We start from the raw sequence: 18,221 nt of genomic DNA, 5'->3' as shown, positions 1-18,221 counted from the left end.
TACCCCTCCCTTCGTTTACAGCTTCATATTGGAAACTTTTAAATTGACAAACGTAAATACAAGAATAATCATAAACATAATGTACGTCGCAGCTGAAGCAACACCAAATTCAAAACCAGTAAAGCCACGTTCATAAATAAAAGCGCCCATTGTTTGAATCGATCTAGCAGGACTCCCATTTGGCCCTCCGAGAACATATACTTCATTAAACCGCTGTAAAGCTCCAATCCAACCAGTTATTAACAAGAAAGCGAATGTTCCACCCATATTTGGAATGGTAATAAACAGCCATTGCTGAAGACCACTAGCCCCATCAATCTTTGCAGCTTCGTACATCTCTGCAGATATTGCTTGCAAATTCGCGAGACAAATAATAATAACAAAACCTATCCAATGCCAGACTGCTAGCAATATTACTGCCCACTTGGAAGTTGATGGATCTGCTAACCACTTTGGAGCTGGTAATCCTATTGCTTCCAGGGCATAGTTTACAATCCCCATTTCAGGATGTAATACAAATGCAAATATCATTGCTGCAGCAACAATAGATGTAACGTTAGGTAAAAAGTAGATCACTTTAAAAAAATTCTGCCCTCTCGCTGTTGAGTTTATTAAGGATGCAAAAATAAAACCCAATGGAATGGTGATCAAAATTTGGAATATCCCAATATAGAAAGTGTTCCAAACTGAATTCCAAAACGGACCCGATGTCAAAACCGTCTTAAAGTTGTCAAGACCAATGAAGTTCTCAATGGTCCCATTTGATTGATAGAAGCTTAACCTCAACGATTCAAATATTGGGTACACCATAAATAATATTATCCCTAAAAAACTGGGAATCAAAAAAATGTACCAGGTCCATTGGGAAGTTTTTTTCTTTTGCTTAATCGAAACAGAACCCAAAGTTGCATTTATTTCCATGTTGTTTTTAGCCATATTATTCTCCTTTCTTGTAATAGAGTAACCTTACTAAGAATGATAGCGATTTCAAAAATAGAATAATGATGATTTCACTCGTTTAGTAGGTTCATCTAAAAAAGCCATACCCATCTTATTGCTTCACTATCCACTTAAAAGACTAACTTAAGCATATTAGATTCTTCATATGTTCTCATGCTTGAGATTGTGTTCTTTTGTACAAAATTTGACTATACTTGCTCTCTTCTAATTTAATTGTATGGATGATTGACAGTCACCTCTATGCTGGGTATGCGTTAAGACCCTGCTATTTCGGTATTCTGTCGGGGTAACACTTACTTGTTTTCGAAAAAAACGACTAAAATGTGATGAATTTTCGAACCCTGACTCAAGTGCTACCTCAAGAATGGTTTTATCTGGATAAACCTCCAATAAATATTTTGCTCGATTAATACGACAACTCATCATATATTGCATAATCGTGTATCCTGTAATATCTTTAAAAATTCTGGACATATAATATTTACTTATGTTTAGCTCATTGGCAATCGAATCCAGATTAAGATTGTTATCAAAATGATTATCAATCCATGAAATGATACGATTCACGTGGATATCTTTCTCCGACTTCACTAGAGGTATATCTACTTGTTTCATTTTGGTAATTTCATAAATTTTAAATAAGAGTTGGATGAGAAGCGTGGTAACTTCCCCCTCCAACCGATTTTCAACAGATTTTTTGCTACTTTCTGTTAGTTTGATATCAACTACATCTATCTTCCTCATCAATTCCTTTATTTCCGCTAATCCCTCTTGATCAACACCTCTGAATAATGTATTGGATAAAAGATTAAATGGATCAAGCAATTCAGCTACATTTAGCCTGTTTAAGATTGGTTTTAACCATTCAGAAGAAAACTCAATGACACTTCTTTCATATAAAGTACCTTTTTTTGGGTACGGACGATGAAGTGTTAACCCATTCATGATAATCATATCGTTTTCTTGCAGGTCATAAATATGATCACCTATAATAAACTGACAACTACCGCTATGAAACAAATATATCTCATACCTTTCATGTGAATGATAGTCAAGAAACTGGGTGGAATGAACTTCATCAACATATCGATAATGGGAACTAATTTTCTCACACATTGAGATTACCCTCCTATTTATGTGATATAAGTCATTTTTAGTTGTCGCGCAGTGTGAAATTTACCTCAGGAGCTTTCAGCATCATCCATTCAGAGCAGAATCAATGGAAATAAACTTCCCTGACCAAGCTTTTTTTGTTGTCCATTCTTCTTCCCCCTGCCAAAATGAGTCAGTCAACGGTAAACCTAATGGAAGAAACACGGTGGCACACAAATATAAACTTCCGGTCGAAATATAAGGTTCTCCTAAATTCGGTTGGTGACCACATAGACCTATTTGTAGCCATCCCTCATCATCAAAGGTATTTGGCATCTCTATTAACCTTCGAATAACAGCCGTCAATGCACACCGAACCTGTGCTGGCTTAAGGCTATCATCTAATCTGTGCTGAAGTGCCATTTGTGCTAAATGCTGGAATGCTCCAAATCGATAGGCTATGGACCTTCCTACAACAGGAAAGGTGCCCTCCGGCGAAATACTTCTTTCTAAAATTACAGCATATCTAACAGCTCGTTCATGAATTTTTGACTTCAAATCCATCCAGTCTGGATTATGGTGTGCTACATGATCAATAATATCTACAATCATCGGCTGGATAACAAAGCTGTTATAATAATCCGCATGGTAAGCAGGTCCATCTCCATATACGCCATCACCTACATACCACTGATCATGTTGCTTTAATGCAAAATCAATCCTCATTTGATCCCAATCCTCATCCAATAAACATAAGGCTGTTTCAATCATGGCAGAAAATAATAACCAGTTGCTGAAAATTGGCTTCCGGTTACGTGTTGCTTTAAATGCTGCAATAACTTGCCTTTTCACATATGGTTCTAGTTTTCCTATCAGTTCCTTAGGCGCACGTACTAATGCATGCGCAAGAAAGGCAGTATCCACAATAGGTTGTAAACCATTGGAAAAATTCATATAATCCGGGGATTCCGGATCTGTTGCCTCTTTTATGCCAGTTCTGATATATTCCGCATATTGCTCTCTTAACTTTCCTTCTTCTCCCTTAATTGGTCCATTTTCAATCCATGGCGCCATACCACTTGCCAATCTGGAGAACGCTTCCAAATGACTGTAATCGTGTCTATCTTCCCCCGTGCTTTCTATAGGCATGTGTTGCTTTAATTGTTGATTAGATAGGGAAGTAAGTACTGGATCAGCAATCTTAAGCATCACCTTTAGCCAATATTCTCGATCGTTGGTCGTTACCATACGCTCACTCCTTCATTCCACTTTATGTTATTCTTAGAATCAAACTGGCTTGAAAACTCCTCTTCGTGAATATATTATAACTTGGGAAATATCCTAAAAGTTGTTGTATAATAACTAAAAATATTGCTCTGTTGTTTTGCATAATTTCCAATAAATGGTGTGTTGAGTTTTTTCAGCATAAAATGTTCATTTAATAACTCCTGGAGGTGATCGAATGGATAATCTATTTGAACAAATTGATCTAGATCCGTTTTGTTGGATTTATCGTAGAGTTTCTGAAGATAATTTCCAAGGGTTTTATCACTGGCATCAAGGCTGTGAATTATTATTTGTATATGAAGGAAAGGGGCGTGTCATTGTAAACCAGCAGACTTACGAAATTAAAAAGGGAATGCTCTTCTTTTTTCAGCCTTTTCAGTTGCATCGAGTAAATGTTGAAGTATCGCCCGACACACCATATGAGCGAAGCGTTATGCACTTCGATCCACTAACTCTCGAGAAAAATTTACGTTTATTTCCTGGACTTAGACACCTGCTCAAACAATTACAACATGGAGTCAATGAACCTCAAGCATTTGATTTAGAAAAATCTTTTCACTACATATTCGAGGTATGTGAAGTTTTTAATCAATCGTTACAGACAAATAATTGGGAGGAGGACAGCCAGCTTTTTCTTATGCAATTGCTCTCTTCTATCCGATCTAATATTCACCATGCAGAACTCCATACATCAGCTAATAAAGCATTCCGTTCACTCTATTATTCCGAGAGGATTATGCAATGGGTAGAAGCACATTATATGGAGCCATTTGACTTGGAACGATTATCAAATGAACTTCATTTATCAAAGTCATATGTATCAAGAATATTCAAACAAGAAACCGGAAGTAGTTTAACGGAATATCTTACTATTCGGAGAATTAAGGAAGCCTGTCAATTATTGCAGATGACACATCAATCTATTGAATTAATTGGCGAGAGTGTAGGATTTGGAAGTGTATCATATTTCATCCAAATATTCAAAAAAATGATAGGTACAACCCCCCATCAATATAGACTTTCCTATCAAAACATACACTAGCACCTATCAGACTCACTTTTGTGGTAAAATCGGATCTTGCTTACTTCAAGTGTTTCAACTTTTCTCGGAGTTGCTTACGCTTGAAGTTGTCCCTACTTCAGACATTTGAACGCTTCTCGAACTCGCTTGCGCTTGAAGTTGACCTTGCTTCATGCGTTTAACTTCTTCTGGAACTCATTTACTCCTAAAGTTGCTCCTACTTTAGGCGTTTGAACGCCTTTCCAAATAGCTTACGCCCGAAGTTACTTGTTTAGTAACTAACTCTATCGGTTATAGTTGTCACTAGACTTTCAGATTAATTGATAAGCTATTCACAAGTAATTGTGATGCACCCATTAAACAAAAAGCGAACTCTCTCAAAAGAAGAGTCCGCTCCCATCATTACTACACCTCACGATACCGCTCATCATACAAATGACAAGCCACCCAATGATCCTCCTTATGCTCCCGCCACTCCGGTACCACTTCCACACAGACATCCATCGCCAATGGGCAACGTGTCCGGAAGCTGCAGCCGCTCGGGGGATCTACCGGGCTTGGGACGTCTCCTTCGAGAATGATCCGCTCTCTCGTTCGTTCCCTTGAAGGATTTGGTACGGGAATCGCACTGATCAATGCCTGTGTATAGGGATGTAACGGTTCACGATACATCTCATCACTCTTTGCGATTTCAACCATTTTGCCTAAATACATCACACCGACGCGATCACTGATATGCTTCACCATCGACAGATCATGTGCGATAAAAAGGTAAGTTAACCCCTGCTCACGCTGCAATTTTTTCAAAAGGTTGACGATCTGTGCCTGAATCGATACATCAAGTGCCGAGATCGGTTCATCCGCTACGATGAAATCGGGATTAACGGCTAATGCACGGGCAATTCCGATCCGCTGGCGTTGTCCACCACTGAATTCATGAGGAAATCGTGATGCATGATCCTTGTTTAAGCCGACCAGATCCAACAATTCATAAACACGCTCCATTCGCTCTGCTCGCGTTTTGATCAGACCATGGATGTCGACTCCTTCTGCAATGATATCCTTCACCGTCATTCGAGGATTTAGAGAGGCATAAGGGTCTTGAAAAATCATCTGGATTGACTTATTAAACCGCATCAGATCTGCCTTCGAGTAATGCTGATGGATATTTTCACCTGCGTAATCGACCTCACCATCTGTCGCATCATACATCCGCATAATCGTTCTTCCAGCCGTCGACTTGCCGCATCCGGATTCACCGACTAATCCAAATGTTTCCCCACGATAGATATCGAACGTGATGCCGTCGACTGCCTTTAAGATATGTTTTCGATCTAATTTAAAATGCTTCTTTAAATCCCTTACTTCGACCAATTTTTCTTTAAGCATTAATTCTTTCGCCTCCCTCTATTGGCACCTCTACTCCTGGCGCTCGTTCATCCAATAACCAGCACGCCGTTTGCTGCGTTGCAGAAATCTTTGTATAGGCAGGCATCTGTTTCTGACAAGCCTTCATTGCATATGGACAGCGAGGAGCGAACGGACATCCTGGCGGTGGATCAGCTAAATCAGGGGGCGAACCTGCAATCACCTGCAATTCTCCCTCTTCACTATCAAGCTTCGGCATCGATCCTAACAACCCCCAGGTGTAAGGATGCTTCGGATTTTCAAAAAGTTCATCAACGGTACCTGTTTCAACAATTTTCCCACCATACATAACAGCTACCCGGCTCGCCATATTGGCCACAACACCTAAGTCATGGGTAATCATCATGATCGCCGTACCTGTTTCCTCCTGCAGACCGCGCATTAGATCAAGAATTTGCGCTTGTATGGTAACATCCAAAGCAGTCGTTGGCTCATCCGCAATTAACAACTTCGGATTACAGGCTAACGCAACAGCAATCATCGCACGCTGCCGCATCCCGCCGGAATACTGATGAGGATATTGACTGATTCGCACTTCTGCCGTCGGAATTCCCACTAGCCGTAACAATTCAATCCCTTTATGATGGGCTTCCTTTTTAGACATTTTGCGATGCTTCCTTAATCCTTCTGCAATTTGCTTACCAATCGTCATCGTCGGATTCAACGATGTCATCGGATCTTGAAAAATCATCCCGATTTCCCTTCCGCGGATGCTCTCCATCTGTTTTTCCGACTTCTGTACCAAATCATCACCATTAAACAAGATCGATCCATCAACAAATTTCCCCGGGGGCATCTCGATTAACCGCATCACGGACTGTGCGGTCACACTTTTTCCAGAACCAGATTCACCTACAATCGCCAGTATCTCCTTTTTATCAAGGTCAAAGCTCACCCCTCTCACAGCCTGTACTTCTTTACCATAGCTATCAAATGAAATAGTTAAATCTTTCACTTCAAGTAATTTACGCATTTCATTTCCCTCCCCATTATCTGCGCTCTTTCGGATCCAATGCATCTCTCATTCCGTCACCAATTACGTTGAAGGCTAGCATCGTGATACAGATAAATATTGCCGGGAAGAAAAGCTGATACGGGTAATATTGCAAGGCAGGCAAACCATCATTGGCCATCGTTCCCCAACTTGCGAGCGGAGCCTGCACCCCGATGCCGATAAAACTTAGAAACGATTCGGTGAAAATCGCCGTCGGAATCGTCAGTGTCAATGTCACGAGAATCTGACCGATCGTGTTCGGAATCAGATGCTTGGTTAGCAATCGACTATTACTTGCCCCTAGTGATTTAGACGCCATAATAAATTCCTGCGATTTCAGCTGCATCACCTGACCACGTACAATACGAGCCATATTAATCCAGCCAGTTATCGTCATCGCAATAATCAGTGTAAAAAGCTTTTGCGGTAAAACCACAAGCAATAAAATGACGACAAGTAAATAAGGCAATCCATATAAAATGTCAGCAATACGCATCATAATTTCGTCTACTTTTCCACCGAAATAACCGGCAATGGCGCCCCAAATCACGCCAATCACGATATCGATTAAAGCTGCCATCAGTCCAATAAATAAGGAGATCTGTGCCCCATACCAAGTTCGCGCGAAGACATCACGTCCAAGATTATCCGTTCCGAACCAATGCTCAGAAGACGCTGCTTTATTGGCATTCATCAAATCATTCTGGAAGTAATTCTGTCCGGAAATCGGTCCACCAATTCCTGCCATAATCGCGAGGAATACGATGACAACAATGCCTGCGATCGCCAATTTATTTTTACGAAACCTCCTGAAGGCATCTTTCCAGTAAGACGTACTTTTGCCAGACACCTTTTCTGACTCAGAAGGCTCCATCGTAAGCGGTTCGAAATCTTCCTGTGTTAGTTGTGGTTGTGCCATTAGCCATTGCCTCCTTTAGTGCCTAGCTTAATCCTCGGATCCACGAAACCGTAGATCAGATCCACTATTAAAATCGATACGAGTAACAGTACACTGTAAAATACTGTCGTGCCCATAATTACGGTATAATCCCGATTGGTCACACTGACGACGAATTCGTTCCCTAACCCGGGAATGCCAAATATTTTTTCAATGACAAAACTTCCTGTCAAAATCGATGCAATTAAGGGGCCAATATATGAAATTACCGGAAGAATTGCATTCCGGAGCCCATGTCGATAGGTCACTACTCGCTGACCAATCCCTTTCGCTTTCGCCGTCTTAATATAATCCATACTTAATACGTCAAGCATACTGGACCGCATCAACCGCGCGATAAACGCGAGCGGTGTGGAAGCAAGGGCGATTGCTGGTAAGATCGTATGGGCAAAAGAGGTGAATCTGGCAATCGGTAATACTTGCATCTGAATCGAAAAAATATACTGCAAACCAGCTGCCATAATAAAGCTTGGTACCGAAATCCCTAATACCGCAATCACCATTGCCGTATAATCACCGAATTTATTATGTTTCACTGCCGCAATCACACCCAGCAGGACACCTACAGCAAGGGCAATAAACATCGATTCCAACCCTAAAACCAGTGAATAAGGGAGTCCTCTGATAATAATATCGTTCACCTCTTGACCGACATATTTAAACGAAGGACCGAAATCAAAAGTAAAAGCATTGACCAGATAATCGAAATATTGCACCAATATCGGATCATTTAACCCATACGCTTCGTTCATCTGCTCCTCAATAGCAGGAGTCAATGCCCGTTCCGACGCAAATGGTCCACCAGGTGCAGCATGCATCAGAAAAAAGGTAATCGTAATAATGAAATACAAAGATAGAATGATATATCCCAATCGTTTTACTATATACGTAATCAACTTCACACCTCCAAAAACCGTGGTTACGTTAGAACAACTCGGCATTCGCCTCATCTATTAGCGAGTGCCGAAGTTTTTCTTATACTTGGTACATTCTAAATTTTCACTGGTTCGTGCATCTTCATTGCTAAAATTTTATACTTTCCTACCGTAAAAAAAAGAAGTGAATGACTATCACTCCTAATTCCCTATCACCTCTTTCTATCTTAGGAGTCTTATCTGTCATTAAGATGAATCAATAGAAGGTATACAGTTTTCCCATATACCTTCTATTGAAAAAATATAGATGCTTATTCTTCTGTCAGATAACCCCACTTAAACTGGACGCCACCTAATCCAGATACTTCCACACCTCTAACATAATCCTTGTTTAACCAAGCGCTTGTGTAGAAATAAATCGGCGCAATCGGCATGTCTTCCATAAAGATCGCTTCTGCTTCACGCAAAATTTCTTTTCTTTCTGCTTCATCTGTCGCTGTTCTGGACTGCTCCAGCAAGTCCTGATATTCAGGATCTTCCCAATTCGTATAGTTGTTGCCACCTTTTGCACGGAAGATTTCCAGGAAGTTAATCGCATCATTAAAGTCGCCTAGCCAACCCATACGGCCGACATGGAAATCACCGCTGCCCATGCTGTCAAGGTAGACATTCCACTCTTCATTTCGAAGCGTCACTTCCACACCAAGATTTTCCCGCCACATATCTTGAATCGCCTGCGCGATCGCTGCATGCGCTTCACTTGTGTTATAAGAAAGCTCAACTGCTGGCAATTCCTCTAATCCCATCTCTTCTAAACCTGTTTCTAAATATTCTTTCGCCGTTTCGATATCATTGTCGTCAAAATAACCTTCATTACTTTCTTCCCAAATCGAAGAAGGTACTAATGCCATCGCCGCCTGTTGCTCACTCTGTGTAATATTCTCGACAATACCCGCACGGTTGATCGCTAACGCAAAAGCCTTACGGATATTAACGTTATTAAATGGTTCTTTTTCTGTATTAAATGCATAGTAATATAAACCGGCCAATGGCGCGATGTTTAGCGAACCATCTTCTTTCAAAGCCGGGATCGATGCTAATGGAAGTGAATCAGTAGGAGAACCTGCCCAATCCAGTTCACCACCGTTATACATTTCCAGAGCCGTATTTTCATCATCAATCATATACATATTAATCGTTTCAAGTTTCACAGTTTCTGCATCCCAATAGTCAGGATTTTTCTTCAGGACAACTTGATCCTGATGTGCCCATGAATCTAGTAAAAAGGGACCGTTTGTTACGTAATTTTCGCCAGCATCCAACGCCCAGTCATCCATGCCTTCAACGACAGTCTGATTAACAGGATAGTACGTATAGAATGCGGTTAAATCTAGGAAGTACGGTGTCGGTTGCTCAAGGGTAACTTCTAACGTCTTCTCATCAACAGCCGTCACACCGACATCATCTAGTGAACCGCCTTCTTCTTTGGCAGCCTGGGCACCTTTGATCACATACAATTGGTACGCATAATCGGTATCAGCATTATCCGGATTCAATACCCATTTCCATGCAAATTCGAAGTTCTCAGCTGTGACCGGATCACCATTAGACCAGACAGCATCATCACGAATGTGGAATGTATATGTCATTAAATCGTCTGATACTTCATAGGATTCCGCCATCGCTTCTTCCGGTTCACCATCCTGATTGATTCGCGTCAACCCTTCAAAAACCTGATCCAATACTGCCGCTGATGTCGAATCCGTTGCAGTACCTGGATTCAAAGAAGGTGGTTCCGATTTTATATTAATATCAAACGTTTGGTCAGCAGCCAGCGTCTCTTCACCTTCCGCACTGTCTGTTTCTTCCGTCTCAGCTGTATCTTCTGATTCTGCCGGTGCTTCTGTATCTGCACCATCATCCGAGCTCGTCTCCGCATCTCCGGAACAAGCCGCTAACAATACCCCCAATGTAAGTAAACACATTAGCAATAATAACCATTTCTTACCCGCCATTCGTATTCCCCTTTCTACTTCTCTTTTGTTAGATTTGTTACAGATAACCCAATTATTCTCTGTAACAACTAAAATATTACAATATCGAGACAAGCATTACACAGGAGTAGTAAGATAATCTGACGATTAATATTCAAAATACAGGAACCTTCGTTAGGAAATCTTTCAAAAAGAAAAAGCTTTTGACTTTTCTTGTCGAAATTGAGATAATACGTTCAATAACATATTGGTACCTTTAAATCAGTCCAGTGAGGCTGACAAGGACGGCGGTTCACACGTTAACATTGCTTTCTGCGCAATGTGGACTTTTTGTGCGAAGAGTTTCTTGTCTACCTGACAAGAAACTTTTTTTGTTTACAAAAAGGGTACCAGTAAATTGGAGGGGGAATTTACATGGATAAAGAATTTTCATTACAAGCAGTACCAGCATCACATCGAAACGGTTTTTGGAAAATGTTCGTCGTTATGCTAGGCTTTACCTTTTTCTCTGCAAGTATGTTGTCAGGTGGCGAATTAGGGCTCGGTCTATCCATGCAGCAATTTATTTGGATGGTCTTATTAGGGAATTTAATTCTTGGATTATATACTGGTGGTCTTGCCTACATTGCTGCAAAAACAGGCTTGTCCACACACCTATTGGCACGTTATGCCTTCGGAGAAAAAGGGTCCTACCTTGTTTCCTTTTTACTAGGCGGAACACAGGTAGGATGGTTTGGAGTTGGTCTTGCCATGTTCGCAGTTCCAGTCAACAAAGCGACTGGAATAGACATGCTGACATTGATCATTATTTCAGGTATTGTTATGACATTCTCCGCATTCTTCGGAATGAAGGCACTGGCGATTTTAAGTTTTGTTGCTGTACCCGCGATCGCCATTTTGGGAAGTATTTCTGTCGGTATTGCTATCGATGACATGGGCGGTTTACATGACTTATTTGCTTATGAGCCAGAAAGCAGCCTGGGATTAGCAGCAGCCTTAACTATTTGTGTCGGCTCCTTCGCAAGTGGTGGTACGTTAACACCTGACTTTGCCCGATTTGCCAAAACAAGAAAATCGGCCGTCGTCACAACATTAATTGCTTTTTTTATCGGCAATTCCTTCATGTTCTTATTTGGGGCAGTAGGATCTATTTCTACCGGACTCGCTGATATTTCAGAAGTAATGTTCGTGCAAGGTTTAATTATTCCAGCTATCATTGTGTTAGGCTTGAATATCTGGACAACGAATGATAATTCTCTATACGCATCCGGTTTAGGTTTTTCCAACATTACTAAGATAAAAAAAAGCAAGCTCGTCATCTTCAATGGATTAATCGGAACAGTACTAGCGATGTGGCTGTACAACAATTTCGTTGGCTGGTTAACATTACTAGGTGCTGCCTTACCACCAATCGGCGCGATATTATTAGCAGACTTCTTTCTATTACAAAAAGGACGCTACCCAACATTTGAGGAAATGTCATTCAAAGCCGTTCGTTGGCCAGCTATCATTGCGTGGGTAGCAGGATTTGCTGCGGCACAATTTTTACCTGGTATTCCACCTTTGAATGGCATTATTGGATCAGTTGTGATATATGTAGGATGGACGTTACTATTAGACAAAAAACTGCAAGCAGAACCAATCGCAGAACAACGAAGAGAGGTGTAAATTTGATTATTCAAAACGCATCCTTACCTAGTCAGGAAGGATTATGGAATATTCATATCGAAAACGGGAAATTCACAAAAATTGAACCAGCAAAAGAGGTTGAAGACGCACTCGACATTAATGGAAAATTAGTCAGTGCACCATTCATCGAACCACACGTACACTTGGATACCACTTTAACGGCCGGCGAACCAAAATGGAACGAAAGCGGAACGTTGTTCGAAGGCATTGCCACTTGGGCAGAACGCAAAAAATCACTGACAGTAGAAGATGTTAAAACACGTGCAACCAAAGCACTTAAGTGGCAAATCGCACAAGGAATCCAACACGTTCGTAGTCATGTAGATGTATGTGACCCATCGTTAACGGCAATGAAAGCTTTACTTGAAGTTAAAGAAGAAATGAAGGAATACGTGGACCTCCAGCTCGTTGCTTTTCCACAAGAAGGTTACTTATCATACCCGAACGGTCGTGAACTGGTTGAGGAGGCTCTAAAAATGGGGGCAGATGTGGTCGGCGGTATCCCACACTTCGAATTCACCCGTGAGTATGGTGTAGAATCGATGAAGATAGCGTTCGACTTGGCAGAGAAATATGACCGCTTAATCGATATTCACTGCGATGAAATCGATGACGAGCAATCACGTTTTGTCGAAGTAGTGGCAGCAGAGGCATATAAACGCGGACTCGGAAGTAAAGTTACCGCTAGTCATACCACTGCCATGCATTCGTATAACAGTGCTTATGTTTCGAAGTTAATGAAAATCTTGAGCATGTCCAACATTAATTTTATTGCTAATCCCCTTGTAAACATTCATTTACAAGGACGTTTCGACGATTATCCGAAGCGTCGCGGAATCACCAGAGTGAAAGAATTAACAGAAGCAGGCCTCAATGTCAGCTTTGGTCACGATGATATTTTTGACCCGTGGTATCCACTAGGTACCGGCAGCATGCTGCAAGTATTACACATGGGCATACATGCAACCCACTTGATGGGCTATCGCCAAATCATGGATTCTTTCAACTTTATAACGGAAAATAGTGCTGTTACAATGGATATTTCAAACAGATATGGACTCCAAGTTGGAAAACCAGCTAGCTTTATTATTTTAAATGCAACCAATGTCTATGACGCTATCCGCAAACAAGCAGAAGTTGTTGCATCTTATCGCAACGGAAAACAAATCATGGAAACCAAACCAAAAGAAACAGCCATATGGATGGGTAACCATAAAGAAGATATAGATTTCGAGAGATAGAGCACTGACTCTATCTCTTTTCTTATGTTTAGCATACATTTTTTAAATCAATCTCGAGTAGAGGGTACTGCTTTTTGCTTATTCGATATAGGCAATATCAATTGAAATATATCTCTTTTTTCTTTACATCCAACACCTGCTTTTCTCTCTGATTTCATTCGAAATATATCCTTACTTGCTCATAGTAAAAGTGAATTTAACTCGAATCTTTCCTTTTTTCTTCTTGTTAGTTCGGCTTTTCTTTACACGGTATCAAAACTGCTGAGAAGTACCTCTTCATTTCTTAGCAGCTTACAAACCATTCACGGCAATATTCAAAGATATGCCGCTCCCCACTTCAGACATTTTTTTACTCAGGAACGCTTGTCAAACTTTTGCTGGTATGTCTCAACCTCTACAAAATTCCTCTTTTATTCTCGCTAACAACGCAGGTTTCGTGATCAAATCGAGTCCAGTCAACGCCAGCGCCTTCGCACCAGTAATCAACGCCTGATCCCCTTGTTCCGAAACAGCCGCCTCGCGAAAAGCGTCCGTATGGGGAGACGTTCCACTTTCTCCTATCTTGATAAAAGGATGAATCGTTGGCACAACTTGGCTGATATTTCCAGCATCACTCGATCCGATGCCTTCTGATCTTTCATGATAGTCCTCGCCCAGTTCAACAATGCGTTCCCTAAACACAGTATCAAAGGCTGAATTGATATTAAAATCATCGACACCATTTTGAATGCGAGCATAGTTTACCTCAGCCCCCGTTGCAAGCGCCGCGCCTTCCGCGATCTTATTAACTTTTGCCGTCACTTCATCACAGGCTTTTCGCGTACTCGCACGAACAAAGAATCTCGCTCTTGCATATTCCGGAACGATATTGGCCGCATCACCACCGTCCAGGATGATGCCATGAATGCGGACATCATCAGTGACATGCTGACGCAATGCGTTTATGCCATTATAGAGCTGAATGACTCCATCTAATGCGTTGATCCCATCTTCCGGCTTCGCTGCTGCGTGGGCAGGACGACCGAAGAATTCATAATCGATCGGATCCACTGCTAATGTTGGCGCGGTACCCGCCGTTTTGTCGTATGGATGAATCATCATACACGCATCCATATCCTGTACCAGCCCATGTCTGACAAATGTTCCCTTCGCACTGCCATTTGGTCCGCCCTCTTCTGCCGGTGTACCGAAGACCACGACTTCTCCACCAATTTGATCCAACACTTTACTTAACGCAATCGCAGCCGCTACGCTAAGTGTCCCGATAATGTTGTGACCACAGGCATGTCCCAAGCCTTTTAACGCATCATATTCTGCCAAAAAACCGATTTTCGGACCTGGCTTATCCGAAGCAAACCGTGCAATAAACGCTGTCTCATGCTCCGGAATACCAACCTGTACTGCAAAACCTTGTTCACTCAGGCGATTTCGCAATAGCTCTGATGCGAAGAACTCCTCATTACCAAGCTCAGGATTGGCATGAATCTGGTGACTGATATCGAGATAAGTCAATTTATTTTTTTCAATTTCTTCTATTATTAACTGTTCCAACACGATGGTTCCTCCATTCTTTCTTAGCGTGTTAGAAAAAATCGGCACTCACCTCGTCATTAGCGTGTACCGATTTTTTCTTATTCTTGGCAGATGCTAAAATTTCACTACGCCCGGCTGCTTCATTGCTAAAATTTTATGCTTTCTTAACGTGTAAAAAAAGAAGGGGACAACTATCATCCCCTCGCTCCTTACCATCCAATTTGATCCAACGGCACAAATGTAGGAATTAATGAATCATTAAATACCTCTTTAATATGCGCTGCCACTTCTTCTGTTTGATAAATCTCCACTAATTTTTGAAAGACTTCTTTGTCTACCTCATCTGCTCGAGCGGCGATGATGTTGATGTAAGGTGTCGCTGTATCATCCTCAATAAAAATGGCATCTTCTACTGGCACAAAGCCTGCTTCTACTGCTACCCCGTTATTGATGATGGATGCCGTAACATCCGGTAATACACGTGGTGTTTGAGCCGCAACCATTGGTACAAATTCGATATTTTTTGGATTTTCAACGATAGATGAAAGATCGCCATTTCCGTCAAAGCCTTCTTCTAATGTAATTAAACCCGCTTTCTCTGCTAACAGTAGTGCTCGTCCCATATTGGTCGCTTCCTGTGGCAGTGCAATTTTGGCGCCATCAGGAACATCACTAATATCTTTAATTTTCTCAGAATAAAAGCCCATTGGTGCAATTAATGTCGTTGCAATCGGTGCTAAATCAAGATTTCTTTCTTCAATAAAGGAATCAAAATATGATACCGTCTGAAATGCATTTAAATCAATATCGCCATCCGCTAAAGCCATATTTGGTCGAACATAGTCTGAGAATTCTACAAGCTCCAGGTTAATGCCTTCTTCTGCAGCTTTCTCTTTGACAAATTCCCAGATCGGAACACCCGAACCATTCAAGCCGATTTTTAATGTAACTTCTTCACTACCATCGTCCCCAGCATTCGTTGTGTCGTCATTGCCACAGCCTGCCAAAATTCCTGCAATCGATAAAATGAAAATAAATAAGATCAACCATCTCTTTTTCAATGAAAAAACCTACCTTCTTCGTGATGTTTTGGATAATGTATTTCCTAGTGATTGGATCAGCTGTACAATTAATACAAGCAGTAAAACCGTCACAATCATTATATCTGTTTCAAAACGCTGGTAACCATAAGCAATCGCCAAATCACCCAGTCCACCACCGCCGACAAAGCCAGCCATGGCAGACGCACCAACGATCCCAATCGTCGCAATCGTAATGTTCAAGATCAACGAACTGAATGCCTCCGGAACCATAACTCGAAAAATAATTTGCCAAGGCTTCGCCCCCATCGCCTCTGCTGCTTCAATCACACCAGGTGATACTTCCAGCAAACTGCTTTCTACCAATCTCGCAATATATGGCGCTGCAAATACGACTAATGGGACAATCGCTGCTGCTGTCCCAATCGTAGTTCCAATGAGCAATCTAGTAAAAGGTATAATGGCAACGAGCAAAATAATAAAAGGAATCGATCGTAAGAAATTAATAACGCCATTCAACACATTAAAAAATGGCTTATTTCCATACAAATTACCTGGTCTTGTGATGACTAGAATAATCCCCAGTGGCAGTCCTAAAATTAGAGAAAACGCCAGGGAGAATCCTACCATTTGCAGTGTTTGCAGTGTAGCGTCCAAAATTCTTGGCCAGAATTCCATTAACTTAACGTCCATCTGCTGTAACCTCCTCCACTTTCACTTTGCTGTCGATAAACTGATATGCTTCTTGGATCTCACTGGACTTCCCTTGCAATTCAACCACCAAGTTACCGAATGGTCGGCCTTGCAGCTCCACTATCTGCCCAAACAAAATATTGGTGTGTACATCGTAACGCTTCGCAACTTCTGAGATAAGCGGCATTTCCGTTGAGTCATTTTCAAAAGTTAACCGATAAATAGCGCTATTGCCTTGCGAGCGAGTCACCTTATCCATCACCGATTGCGGCAGCTCATCATTCATGACCGTTTTGACGAAGTTCTTCGTCGTTTGCTGCTGCGGATTCGAAAAGACATCAAAGATCGAGCCTTCTTCAATCACCTTTCCTTCCTCCATCACCGCAACGCGATCACAGACTTCCTTAATAACTTGCATTTCATGGGTGATCATTAAAATCGTAATGTGATACTCATCTCTTACTTTTCGTAATAAATCAAGAATCGAACTGGTTGTCTGCGGGTCTAATGCAGATGTCGCTTCATCACAAAGCAATATCTCCGGATCGGTTGCCAATGCTCTCGCAATTCCTACACGCTGTTTCTGCCCGCCAGACAGCTGTTCCGGATAATGATCCGCTTTATCTGCTAACCCGACAAACTCTAGTAATTCCTCTACTTTTTGTTTGACTTTAGTTCCAGGTACTCCCGCTAAGGATAACGGAAAACCGACATTATGAAAGACTGTCTTTGATTCTAGTAAATTAAAATGTTGAAAAATCATGCCTATTTTTCGGCGCACATCAATCAGTTCTCTTTTAGAAAGACTTAATAGATCGTTGTGGTTTACGAGAACTTTGCCAATATCCGGTCTTTCCAACAAGTTGACACAGCGTATCAAGGTACTTTTTCCAGCGCCACTAAAACCAATCACGCCAAATATTTCACCTCGGTCAATCGACAAGTTGACCTGATCGACTGCGGTTATTTCCCTGTCGTTCGTTATGTACGTCTTACTGATGTTCTGAAACTCAATCATAACTTCACTCTTTTCTAACGTATTGTGTGTTGTCTTCAGATGAATTTAAAATTAGAAAAACTCGTCATTCGCCTCGTCTATTAGCGAGTACCGAAGTTTTTCTTATACTTGGTACATACTAAATTTTCACTACGTCGTGCTTCTTCATTGCTAAAATTTTATACTTTCCTACCGTACAAAAAAATCTCCCCTTCATTCTTAGAAGAGAAGATTCAATATGTATGTATTAAACTCCTCTTATCTTTCAAGTGAACGGTTCACTTGATGGAATTGGCACGCTCTTTTTATTCCATAATCAGAATAAAACCCGTTGCCGAGGTTTCACAGGGCCAGTCCCTCCACCTCTCTGGATAAGAATGAAAATAGTATGAATTTTTTAATAGCAATGTTGTTATTTT

The 18,221-nt window shown here is 41.3% G+C and carries 15 protein-coding genes and 1 riboswitch; of the genes, 3 read left to right on the top strand and 12 right to left on the bottom strand.

Annotation, left to right across the window (positions count from 1 at the left end; translation table 11 throughout):
- Nucleotides 1-15: 15 nt before the first annotated feature.
- The 3 genes from MUN88_RS10665 to MUN88_RS10655 form a co-directional block, all read right to left on the bottom strand.
- On the bottom strand, nucleotides 16-936 hold the full coding sequence (locus tag MUN88_RS10665) for a carbohydrate ABC transporter permease (RefSeq protein ID WP_244714826.1): 921 nt from the start codon (nucleotides 934-936) through the stop codon (nucleotides 16-18).
- Between the two features lie 228 nt (nucleotides 937-1,164).
- Nucleotides 1,165-2,076, bottom strand: a complete 912-nt coding sequence (locus MUN88_RS10660) for an AraC family transcriptional regulator (RefSeq protein WP_244714825.1) — start codon at nucleotides 2,074-2,076, stop codon at nucleotides 1,165-1,167.
- A gap of 81 nt (nucleotides 2,077-2,157) precedes the next feature.
- Nucleotides 2,158-3,300 (bottom strand): DUF2264 domain-containing protein, encoded by a 1,143-nt coding sequence (locus MUN88_RS10655; RefSeq protein WP_244724240.1) that lies wholly within the window; start codon nucleotides 3,298-3,300, stop codon nucleotides 2,158-2,160.
- A gap of 214 nt (nucleotides 3,301-3,514) precedes the next feature.
- Here MUN88_RS10655 and MUN88_RS10650 point away from each other — a divergent pair, with 214 nt between their 5' ends.
- Nucleotides 3,515-4,381 (top strand): AraC family transcriptional regulator, encoded by an 867-nt coding sequence (locus MUN88_RS10650; RefSeq protein ID WP_244724237.1) that lies wholly within the window; start codon nucleotides 3,515-3,517, stop codon nucleotides 4,379-4,381.
- Between the two features lie 384 nt (nucleotides 4,382-4,765).
- Here the strand turns inward: MUN88_RS10650 and MUN88_RS10645 are convergent, their stop codons facing one another.
- From MUN88_RS10645 to MUN88_RS10625, 5 genes are all read right to left on the bottom strand, one after another.
- Entirely contained in the window at nucleotides 4,766-5,749 is a 984-nt protein-coding gene (locus MUN88_RS10645) for an ABC transporter ATP-binding protein (protein ID WP_244724235.1), read from the bottom strand.
- Entirely contained in the window at nucleotides 5,742-6,761 is a 1,020-nt protein-coding gene (locus MUN88_RS10640; RefSeq protein ID WP_244724232.1) for an ABC transporter ATP-binding protein, read from the bottom strand. The genes MUN88_RS10645 and MUN88_RS10640 overlap by 8 nt, the downstream gene beginning before the upstream one ends.
- 16 nt (nucleotides 6,762-6,777) lie before the next feature.
- Entirely contained in the window at nucleotides 6,778-7,701 is a 924-nt protein-coding gene (locus MUN88_RS10635; RefSeq protein WP_244724230.1) for an ABC transporter permease, read from the bottom strand.
- The gene (locus tag MUN88_RS10630) at nucleotides 7,701-8,636 is read right to left on the bottom strand and encodes an ABC transporter permease (RefSeq protein WP_244724228.1); all 936 of its coding nucleotides are present in this window, start codon (nucleotides 8,634-8,636) and stop codon (nucleotides 7,701-7,703) included. The genes MUN88_RS10635 and MUN88_RS10630 overlap by 1 nt, the downstream gene beginning before the upstream one ends.
- A 290-nt stretch (nucleotides 8,637-8,926) precedes the next feature.
- A complete protein-coding gene (locus MUN88_RS10625; protein ID WP_244724226.1) occupies nucleotides 8,927-10,630 on the bottom strand; it encodes a peptide ABC transporter substrate-binding protein in 1,704 nt (567 codons plus the stop codon).
- Nucleotides 10,631-11,023: 393 nt separating this feature from the next.
- On the opposite strand from MUN88_RS10625, the gene codB reads away from it, so the two are divergent.
- On the top strand, nucleotides 11,024-12,277 hold the full coding sequence (gene codB / locus MUN88_RS10620; protein WP_244724224.1) for a cytosine permease: 1,254 nt from the start codon (nucleotides 11,024-11,026) through the stop codon (nucleotides 12,275-12,277).
- A 2-nt stretch (nucleotides 12,278-12,279) separates the two neighbouring features.
- Nucleotides 12,280-13,539: a cytosine deaminase gene (gene codA / locus MUN88_RS10615; RefSeq protein ID WP_244724222.1), complete on the top strand. Its 1,260-nt coding sequence runs from the start codon at nucleotides 12,280-12,282 to the stop codon at nucleotides 13,537-13,539.
- 387 nt (nucleotides 13,540-13,926) lie between these two features.
- On the opposite strand, the gene MUN88_RS10610 is transcribed toward codA, so the two are convergent.
- The 4 genes from MUN88_RS10610 to MUN88_RS10595 all read right to left on the bottom strand — a co-directional run bounded on the left by MUN88_RS10610 (nucleotide 13,927) and on the right by MUN88_RS10595 (nucleotide 17,823).
- Nucleotides 13,927-15,093 (bottom strand): M20 family metallopeptidase, encoded by a 1,167-nt coding sequence (locus tag MUN88_RS10610; RefSeq protein ID WP_244724220.1) that lies wholly within the window; start codon nucleotides 15,091-15,093, stop codon nucleotides 13,927-13,929.
- 188 nt (nucleotides 15,094-15,281) lie between these two features.
- The gene (locus MUN88_RS10605; RefSeq protein WP_244724218.1) at nucleotides 15,282-16,133 is read right to left on the bottom strand and encodes a MetQ/NlpA family ABC transporter substrate-binding protein; all 852 of its coding nucleotides are present in this window, start codon (nucleotides 16,131-16,133) and stop codon (nucleotides 15,282-15,284) included.
- A 9-nt stretch (nucleotides 16,134-16,142) separates the two neighbouring features.
- Complete coding sequence (locus tag MUN88_RS10600; protein ID WP_244724215.1) at nucleotides 16,143-16,805, bottom strand: methionine ABC transporter permease; 663 nt, start codon at nucleotides 16,803-16,805, stop codon at nucleotides 16,143-16,145.
- Nucleotides 16,795-17,823: a methionine ABC transporter ATP-binding protein gene (locus MUN88_RS10595; protein ID WP_244724212.1), complete on the bottom strand. Its 1,029-nt coding sequence runs from the start codon at nucleotides 17,821-17,823 to the stop codon at nucleotides 16,795-16,797. The genes MUN88_RS10600 and MUN88_RS10595 overlap by 11 nt, the downstream gene beginning before the upstream one ends.
- Nucleotides 17,824-18,057: 234 nt before the next feature.
- A riboswitch (SAM riboswitch) is annotated at nucleotides 18,058-18,180 on the bottom strand.
- Between the last annotated feature and the right edge of the window lie 41 nt (nucleotides 18,181-18,221).

This window comes from Gracilibacillus caseinilyticus (genome assembly GCF_022919115.1).
Taxonomy (GTDB): Bacteria; Bacillota; Bacilli; order Bacillales; family Amphibacillaceae; genus Gracilibacillus; species Gracilibacillus caseinilyticus.
Note: the sequence above shows the minus strand (reverse complement) of the source record. Positions and strands in the feature narration are given on the sequence as shown.

Excerpts from the sequence above, each read along its gene's own strand:
- MUN88_RS10665 (WP_244714826.1), bottom strand. The coding sequence starts at position 936 with ATGGCTAAAAACAACATGGAAATAAATGCAACTTTGGGTTCTGTTTCG.
- MUN88_RS10660 (WP_244714825.1), bottom strand. The coding sequence starts at position 2,076 with ATGTGTGAGAAAATTAGTTCCCATTATCGATATGTTGATGAAGTTCAT.
- MUN88_RS10655 (WP_244724240.1), bottom strand. The coding sequence starts at position 3,300 with ATGGTAACGACCAACGATCGAGAATATTGGCTAAAGGTGATGCTTAAG.
- MUN88_RS10650 (WP_244724237.1), top strand. The coding sequence starts at position 3,515 with ATGGATAATCTATTTGAACAAATTGATCTAGATCCGTTTTGTTGGATT.
- MUN88_RS10645 (WP_244724235.1), bottom strand. The coding sequence starts at position 5,749 with ATGCTTAAAGAAAAATTGGTCGAAGTAAGGGATTTAAAGAAGCATTTT.
- MUN88_RS10640 (WP_244724232.1), bottom strand. The coding sequence starts at position 6,761 with ATGCGTAAATTACTTGAAGTGAAAGATTTAACTATTTCATTTGATAGC.
- MUN88_RS10635 (WP_244724230.1), bottom strand. The coding sequence starts at position 7,701 with ATGGCACAACCACAACTAACACAGGAAGATTTCGAACCGCTTACGATG.
- MUN88_RS10625 (WP_244724226.1), bottom strand. The coding sequence starts at position 10,630 with ATGGCGGGTAAGAAATGGTTATTATTGCTAATGTGTTTACTTACATTG.
- codB (WP_244724224.1), top strand. The coding sequence starts at position 11,024 with ATGGATAAAGAATTTTCATTACAAGCAGTACCAGCATCACATCGAAAC.
- MUN88_RS10600 (WP_244724215.1), bottom strand. The coding sequence starts at position 16,805 with ATGGACGTTAAGTTAATGGAATTCTGGCCAAGAATTTTGGACGCTACA.
- MUN88_RS10595 (WP_244724212.1), bottom strand. The coding sequence starts at position 17,823 with ATGATTGAGTTTCAGAACATCAGTAAGACGTACATAACGAACGACAGG.